At 33.3% G+C, this 8357-nt stretch carries 9 protein-coding genes; 2 read left to right on the top strand and 7 right to left on the bottom strand.

Features of this window, described 5'->3' with window-relative positions:
- Positions 1-206: 206 nt before the first annotated feature.
- Genes HOG71_11875 through HOG71_11885 form a run of 3 tightly spaced genes read right to left on the bottom strand, consistent with a single transcriptional unit; the run spans position 207 to position 2379 of the window.
- The gene (locus HOG71_11875) at positions 207-752 is read right to left on the bottom strand and encodes a DUF4468 domain-containing protein (GenBank protein ID MBT5991539.1); all 546 of its coding nucleotides are present in this window, start codon (positions 750-752) and stop codon (positions 207-209) included.
- Entirely contained in the window at positions 749-1102 is a 354-nt protein-coding gene (locus HOG71_11880) for a hypothetical protein (GenBank protein MBT5991540.1), read from the bottom strand. The genes HOG71_11875 and HOG71_11880 overlap by 4 nt, the downstream gene beginning before the upstream one ends.
- Positions 1099-2379, bottom strand: a complete 1281-nt coding sequence (locus tag HOG71_11885; GenBank protein MBT5991541.1) for a tyrosine--tRNA ligase — start codon at positions 2377-2379, stop codon at positions 1099-1101. Before HOG71_11885 ends, HOG71_11880 begins: the two co-directional genes overlap by 4 nt.
- Positions 2380-2621: 242 nt before the next feature.
- On the opposite strand from HOG71_11885, the gene HOG71_11890 reads away from it, so the two are divergent.
- Positions 2622-3290 (top strand): hypothetical protein, encoded by a 669-nt coding sequence (locus HOG71_11890; protein ID MBT5991542.1) that lies wholly within the window; start codon positions 2622-2624, stop codon positions 3288-3290.
- A gap of 18 nt (positions 3291-3308) precedes the next feature.
- Positions 3309-4613 carry a hypothetical protein gene (locus HOG71_11895; GenBank protein ID MBT5991543.1) on the top strand — a complete coding sequence of 435 codons (1305 nt, stop codon included), beginning with the start codon at positions 3309-3311 and terminating at the stop codon, positions 4611-4613.
- A gap of 82 nt (positions 4614-4695) precedes the next feature.
- Here the strand turns inward: HOG71_11895 and HOG71_11900 are convergent, their stop codons facing one another.
- The 4 genes from HOG71_11900 to HOG71_11915 form a co-directional block, all read right to left on the bottom strand.
- A complete protein-coding gene (locus tag HOG71_11900; GenBank protein ID MBT5991544.1) occupies positions 4696-4875 on the bottom strand; it encodes a histone H1 in 180 nt (59 codons plus the stop codon).
- Between the two features lie 33 nt (positions 4876-4908).
- Positions 4909-6153 carry a pyridoxal phosphate-dependent aminotransferase family protein gene (locus HOG71_11905; protein ID MBT5991545.1) on the bottom strand — a complete coding sequence of 415 codons (1245 nt, stop codon included), beginning with the start codon at positions 6151-6153 and terminating at the stop codon, positions 4909-4911.
- Positions 6154-6562: 409 nt separating this feature from the next.
- On the bottom strand, positions 6563-6934 hold the full coding sequence (locus HOG71_11910) for a hypothetical protein (GenBank protein MBT5991546.1): 372 nt from the start codon (positions 6932-6934) through the stop codon (positions 6563-6565).
- A 94-nt stretch (positions 6935-7028) separates the two neighbouring features.
- On the bottom strand, positions 7029-8357 hold a 1329-nt coding region (locus HOG71_11915; protein ID MBT5991547.1), incomplete at its 5' end, for a hypothetical protein.

An 8357-nucleotide genomic window follows, 5' to 3' on the forward strand; every position in this document is an offset into this window, starting at 1 on the left:
CAAATGGTGCTCAGACTTTCGCAATAAACAGGTCAATTATTGATACAATCATCAAGTCTAGAAACAATGTTCTTGAGGGCTTAAATTGCCTTGCTACATATATCCCTGATTAGTTACCAAGTTTCTTAATTTAGGAAATGAGGGAATAAATGATTTCCTTTACAATTATTTCAGCCGCGAAGAAGAGGAAATCCCAGAATCATAATCTACCAATCATCATCATCTTTCTGCTTATTATTTGAGAGATTGCTGGTCATATTTTCAACTAGCTTCTCAATTTCGATATTGAGTTTAGAGAATCTTTCCATTGCGATATCCGGATCGGAATATCTGGCCTGCATCCATTGTTCAATATGAGGGGAGGTGCTTCCCTGAAAAGCTCTGAAATTAGTAATTTGATACTTAAACCGTCCATCTTTAAACCAAATGGTTAAATTATAATCAATAATTACATCGGTTACTTTTGATTTTTTATGCATCTTATAAAACATAAGACGATCTTTTAATTCAAGTATACCTTCTTCTTTGCTTTTTGTTGTTATTTTATTTGCTCCAGCCGTGTAATAGGTGTTTATCCAAGCAATGGCTCGTTCATATAATTCTGCTTTTGAAGCTCCAGCTACGTCAATAACAGCTTCATAAATTATTGATTCCTTTTCTTGATTATACGGAATTCCCCATTCTTTTTCATCCTGAGCCTGACTCAATAAAGGAAGGGCAAGGAAGATGATTAAGCTTTGTAAATATCTCATATTTTAGTAGTTAAGTCTTTATAAAATGCATTCAAATCAGCAATAAACGCTGGTCCATATTTCTGCAAATCATTGATGCAGTTCATGATAATCCCTCTGTCGTTTGTATCCACTGCTTCCTCAATTTTATGGCAGAATTTATTCAATTCTGTATCATGAAAAACAAAAGCATAGGATTCGCGGATATGTCGGGCATAATAGCGTGTTTCCTCAAAAAACTGATCTTTACTATTCTTCAATACCAAATCCAATTTCTTAGGGAATTCCAATAAGGTAGCCTCTATCACTTTCAATAGATGTTCTTTATCTATTTCTTTAAATTTTGTTTTAGCCAGCTCCTTGTCAATCATTTGTTTATGCTTATTAAGTAATAATTTTTCTTGCCTTTTTGAACAAGTATGTATTTTTTATTTAATAATGACGTTTCATTAATTACCAAATCCGCATCAATGATTTTATTTTTATTGATAGATAAACCACCACCTTTCACAAAACGTTTGAATTCTCCTTTGGAAGGAAAAATATCAGTTTTTTCTGCTAATAATTCGGCCAATGAAATTCCTTCTTCAATATCTGCTTGTGATAGTTCGCTTTGAGGAACTCCTTCAAAAACGGATAAGAAAGTTGCCTCATCAAGTTTAGCTAAATTCTCTGATGTGCCTTTTCCAAAAAGTATTTGAGATGCTTCAATGGCATTTTCATACTCTTCTTGGGAGTGAACATAAACGGTAACTTCTTCAGCAAGTTTTTTTTGTAACAAACGTAAATGCGGTTCCTTATTGTGCTCTTCTATTAACGATTCTATTGTTTCTTTTGATAAAAGTGTAAATACTTTAATATAGTTTTGAGCGTCTTCATCAGATGTATTGAGCCAAAATTGATAAAACTTGTAGGGAGTTGTATAAGCTGGATTAAGCCATACATTTCCATCTTCGGTTTTTCCAAATTTACCGCCATCAGCTTTTTTTAATAGGGGAGATGTGATGGCAAAAGCTTCGCCTCCATCTTTTCTGCGAATCAATTCTGTACCCGTAACAATATTTCCCCATTGATCGGATCCACCCAATTGAAGTTTGCAATTTTTATTTTTATACAACCAGTAAAAATCATACCCCTGAATTAATTGATAGGAGAATTCAGTGAATGACATGCCCGTTTCTAATCTGCTTTTTACAGATTCTTTCGACATCATATAATTTACTGTAATGTGCTTTCCTGTATCTCTAATGAAATCCAAAAAGTTCATTTCCTTGAACCAATCGTAATTATTAACAATTTCGGCTGAATTTTCACCACAATCAAAGTCAAGGAATTTTTCTAATTGTTTTTGTATAGCTGAAAGATTCTGGTCAAGAATTTCTTTGGATAATAAGTTTCTTTCTTTAGATTTCCCTGAAGGATCTCCGACCATTCCTGTTGCCCCTCCAACCAAAGCAATAGGCTTATGACCAGAGCGTTGGAAATGAACCAAAATCATTATTTGAACCAAGCTTCCTATATGTAAGGAGTCGGAGGTAGGGTCAAATCCAATATAGGCAGTCGTCAGACTTTTACTTAGTTGTTCTTCAGTTCCCGGCATCACATCATGAATCATACCTCTCCATCTCAATTCTTCTACAAAATTCATATATTGTTTTTTTTGCAAAATTAGGTGTTTCCATGTGGATGCACAATTGGGGATAACAAAAAGTAAATTAACTCGGCAAATGGTAATTTTATTTTAACTTTCTTAGGAACAAAACAGATGATAAATAAACCTAAACAACTGCTTTTAAGTTTTTTCAGGGTTGATTAGGATTTTAGATTCTAGTAAAATGGAAGATTTAAAACGTATCTATTTGTATTCAATAATATGATAACCTTCATTATATGAATTTTATTGCTCATTACTATTTGGATGGAGAAAGGGGAAATCCACATTATAATTTTGGATTAATTCTGCCCGATTTACTGAGTATTCAAAAACGAGGGTGGAAAGTAACTGACAGGAATCATATTGAGGCAATTTCTGAATACAATATGCAGATAGTTAAAGGAGTATTAAAACATTATGATTTGGATTCCTTATTTCATCAGTCAGACTATTTTATCACACATACCAAATATATTAAGTCTTTATTTACTGTTTCTCAAATTGAAACAGTTCGAAAAAGAAAGCATTTTCTGGCGCATATTTTATTGGAATTGATTATTGATCGGGTAATTATTAAAAAGGAACCTCAAATTCTGGAGTTATTTTATGCCGATTTAGATCAAATAGATATTCAGGAAGTTGGCGATTTGTTTTATAAAGAAGATGAAGCAGTAATTCAGTCGTTTTGTACATTTTTCGACAAATTCAGATCAAAAAGATATTTATATAAATATACCAATAACGAGGCTATCATCTTTGTTCTTAATAAAGTGTTGGAAAGAGTTAGCTTGCCAATCTTTTGTCAAGCGGATATTGTTGAGAAATTAAATGAATGTATCAGTATAACTGAACAATATATTGAGAATAATTACGATAGTATTTGGGCAATACGTTATCCTGTTTAACCCATAATTCAAGAATTTGTGAGATTAAGCTTACTGCTAAATAAACTCGACAATAAGGTTTTTAGCCTGCAAATAGTACAATTGGTTCGAACAGCAGTTGTATTTGGTGTTTCAATTTTTCTGGCCCAGTTTTACAAGGATACAAAAATCATCAGTCAGTATGAGACATTGTTACTAGTAGGTACTGGACTAACATTTTTTTGGGTATCAGGTCTGATGACTACTTTTTTGCCTTATTATTACAATAAAAGCGAAGAGGACAGAAAATCGGTAATTTACAATACCTTTATTTCATTATCGGCTTTATCTATTCTTTCATTTTTTGCTGTTATTGCTCTGGGAGCTATGTTTTTCGATACTATTAATGTGTCGCTTTTTATTGCATACGGATTATTCATTTTGTTTAATTCACCCAGTTTTTTGATCGAATATATCTATTTGGTCAATCAGAAAAACAAGTCAATTATACTGTACGCTATTATCGTTTTTAGTATTCAATTGCTGGTGTTTTGTGTTCCCTTGTTTTTTGGAGCTAGCTTATTGGTGGCTGTATATTGTATAGCTGTTCTCGCTTTGTTTAAATTTATCTTTCTTGTTTTTTTGGTCAGGAAATATGGCAAAGCATCTTTCGATTTTGCATTAGTAAAAGCCTATTTATCGAAATCCACACCCATAATTATAACTTTATTGATAGGTGGAAGTACTGAATATGTAAATGGTTTTATCGTAAAGTCTTATGCTTCAGATCATGAATTTGCACTATTTCGTTATGGAGCCAGAGAGTTTCCTCTTTCTCGTATTTTGGCCAACACATTGAGTGTTGTTTTAAGCGGAACCGTGGCGAATGCAATTGCCAATGGAAAATTGAAGGACTCCTTAGCTCAGCTTAAGAATAGTTCAAAAAGGTTAATGCATATACTATTTCCATTAACGCTAGTACTGATGCTTAGTAGTCAGTATATTTATCGCTTTGCCTTCACCGAAACGTTTGAAGATTCCTACAAAATATTCAATATTTATTTGTTACTAGTTGTCAGTAGAATGGTATTCCCGCAAACAGTTTTATTGGGCATGCAAAAAAACAGACAAGTCATGTATGCTTCAGCAATAGAGTTTTCGGTTAATTTTGGACTGGGATTATTACTGATTAGCCGTTTTGGCATTTTTGCAGTACCTTTTGCCACCTTATCGGCATTTTATGTGTACGAATTGATACTGATATTTTTTGTCAAGAAAGAAGGAGTGAAGCTAAAGTCCTATCTGCCGATAAAGACCTGGCTTATTTATAGTAGTCTGTTATGGTTGGTATTTCTTATCTTATAATACATAAAAACAAACTGCATAATCTATGTGATTATACAGTTCATTTATACGTTGGTTAAGTAATAAAATTACTTAAGCTGGTTTACTCGTCATCGTTCTTTAAACCCTGAACCTCACTTCTGATGTCCTGAGCCAAAACTTTCAGTTGCTGCATACCTTTTCTTACTCTTGTTCCAGCAGCTTTGTTGTTTTTTTCATAGAATTTAATGAAATCTGTTTCGAGTGAGAGTAATAACTCTCTTAATTGAGCATATCTGTTCATAATTAAATATTTATGAAGTTAAAAGATTAAAAATTACTTATTAGGAAATATTACTTCCTCTGTGGAGTAATACTTATCATTCAATTTTTGTTTAATTTCAGTGAAAGCATCTAATGTTTTCTGAATATCATCATCAGTATGATTTGCACTTGCAACAATTCTGATCATTATTTCCCCTTTTGGAATAACAGGGTAAACAACTAATGAACAGAAGATACCATAATTTTCGCGAAGGTCAATAATCAAATTTGCTGCTTCAGGAACACTTCCTTTCAGATAAACAGGTGTAACACATGAATTTGTTGTTCCTATATCTAAACCTCTTTCTGTAAGTCCTTCTTGCAATTTATTAACAACTACCCAAAGTTTATCTTTGTGTTCAGTACTTCGTCTGATTAAATCAAGACGTTTTAAATCTCCAATAACAAGAGGGAGTGGCAATGACTTTGCGTATATCTGAGAACGCATATTATACCTCAAGTAAGTTATGATTTCTTTGTTTGCTGATACAAAAGCACCTATACTGGCCATTGATTTAGCAAATGTTGAGAAATACATATCAATTTCATCCTGAACATCCTGATGAATATGAGTTCCTTCTCCTTTTGGACCCATAACACCAAAACCATGCGCATCATCAATAAATATTCTGAAGTTAAATTTTTTCTTTAATTCAACAATACCTTTCAAATCTCCTTGATTACCTGACATTCCAAATACACCTTCACTAACGACAAGGATTCCTCCTTTATCAGTAACAAGTGCAGATGCATGCTGGAGTTGCTTTTCAAGGCTTTCCATGTCATTGTGCTTAAACGCAAAGCGTTTACCCATATGAAGTCTTGCGCCATCTACAATACATGCGTGTGACTCAGCATCATATACCAATATATCATGTCTATCTAAAATACAATCTAGGATTGAAACAACTCCTTGATAACCAAAGTTGAGTAAAAAAGTATCATCTTTTCTAACAAATTCAGATAATTCGTTTTCTAATTGTTGATGATATGGAGAATCACCTGACATCATTCTGGCTCCCATAGGACGAGCAAGTCCAAATTCTGCTGCTCCTTGAGCATCAGCTTCCCTAACTTCAGGGTGGTTGGCCAGGCCAAGGTAATTGTTTAAACTCCAAATAATTTTTTCTTCCCCTCTAAATTTCATCCGATTCGAAATCTCTCCTTCCAATGTTGGGAACATGAAATATCCATGTGCATAAGAAGAATACTGACCTAATGGTCCAGGTCTTTCTGAAATCTTTTTGAAAATATCCATAAAACTGTGCTCTGATTTAAATTAAAGCGCAAATGTATTGAAATATCAATCAATTGCAAAAAAACGTTTACATATATTTTTTACTTTTAGTGTGTAAAATTTCTTGCAAAAATGTTTTTTTTTACTTATAATGTATATAAAACATTAATTATCTATTAATATATAAATTAATTTCTAAAATAGATATTATTTTGTTTTTGTAAATGCTTGAAAATAAGATTGTTGGAGTATAATCGTACATTAAGGCATATAAACGGCTTTTCTGAAAATAATAATAAACAAAGCAAAAAATGAAATGTGGTATTAGGGCAACCAGAGGGCTTTTTGTTCACAGCTTTTATAAATAATCTGTGTATAAATAGTTGAAAATAATGTTCAATTAAGTTTGAAAGATGGATAAATGGCTCATTTATTCTACTTCCAAATCCTTTTCAGACAGTAAATGAATGATAAAACCTCTTGTGCATGTGAAGTTTGTTGGTCTGTCGTAGCCTTCAATAATTCCTTTTATTTTGAAGTTGCTTTTGCTGTTCGCTTGTATGAAATCAAATATGAAGTCGCTAATAGTTGAATCTACCTTTACTTCAATATTTACATTGCTCTTATTCAAGTCAAATAAATAAAAAGTATTGCTTTCTCGGTTTGTATGGAATTCATCAATAAATCCTTTAAGTCGAGTCAGTTGTCCTTCACATTCAGCTTGGTTCCCACATTTGGTATTGCAGTTTTTTGAATTCAAGAAATCGTGAACATTGTAGTATTCAAGTCTGTTTAAATCCAATTCCTTTTGGCAAGAGCATAATCCAAAGACCACGACTATGCCCACAAAAAATAGTAATACATTCTTCCTACACTTAAATAATACGTATTGATGTTTAATCCAGCTTAAACTCTTCTTTCCAATTAGAATCGTTTTTCAGGTTTGTCTGCATTTTTTTATCAAAAATATAGTTGCCCATCACCAAATAATCCATTTCTGTTCGCATAAAGCATCTGAATGCATCATCTGGTGTACAAACAATGGGTTCTCCTCTAACATTGAAACTGGTGTTTACGATTACACCATATCCAGTTTGACGCTTAAACTCATTAATCAAACTCCAATATTTGAAATTTGTATTTTTATGGACACTTTGAATTCGAGCTGAATTATCAATGTGAGTAATAGCAGGCACATCAGAGCGTAATGTGTATAATCGCTCATACAATTCCATGTTTCTGAAATTTTCTGGTAATTGAATTAACCTTTTATCTAACACCGGAATTACGTGAAGCATATAAGGAGATGGGCAGCTGATATCGAAGTATTCATTAATATCTTCTTCAAGAACAGTTGGGGCAAAAGGTCGGAATCCTTCTCGATATTTGATTTTGAGATTCATCTTTTTCTGCATTTCAGGATTTCTTGCATCCCCTAGAATACTTCTGTTACCTAGTGCTCTGGGACCATATTCCATGCGTCCTTGAAACCATCCGACTACATTTCCTTCATTAATTTTTGCTGCTGTGAATTTGATTAGCTCCTGAAAACTATCATAATGATGGTAGTTAGCCTGATATTTTCGAATAACTCCTATGATATCCTTATCATAAAATTCAGGCCCAAGGAATGCTCCCTTCATAGAGTCAGGATACTCAATTTTTACTCTTTTTTCACCTTTCCAAACATACCAGGCCAAATATGCAGCACCTAAAGCTCCTCCAGCATCACCTGCTGCAGGTTGTATCCAAATGTTTTTGAATAAGTTAGTTTTAAGTACTTTTCCATTTGCAACGCTATTCAATGCAACACCACCAGCCATTACCAAGTTTTCTGAGTTAGTGAGTCTTTTTGCTGTTTCAGCAAGTTTTATTACAACTTCTTCCGTTATTTGTTGAATGGCTAAAGCCAAATTCATATACTCCTGCGTGATTGGCATTTCTTCGATTCGAGGTGGTAAGCCAAATAATCTCGTCCATTTTTTATCATTGGTCATTTGCAAACCTGTGGCGAAATTGAAATATTTCATATTCAGGAGTAAGGATCCATCTTCCCGAATATCTACCAATTCTTTGAGAATAATCTCTTTAAAGGACTTCAGTTGTGCCGAAGCTGAATTTCCATAAGGAGCTAAGCCCATTAGCTTATACTCCCCACTATTTACCCTGAAACCAGTGTAATAAGTGAATGCCGAATACAATAAACCCAATGAATGAGGGAAATG

The sequence above is a fragment of the Bacteroidota bacterium genome (assembly GCA_018698135.1).
In the GTDB taxonomy this organism is placed as follows: domain Bacteria; phylum Bacteroidota; class Bacteroidia; order CAILMK01; family JAAYUY01; genus JABINZ01.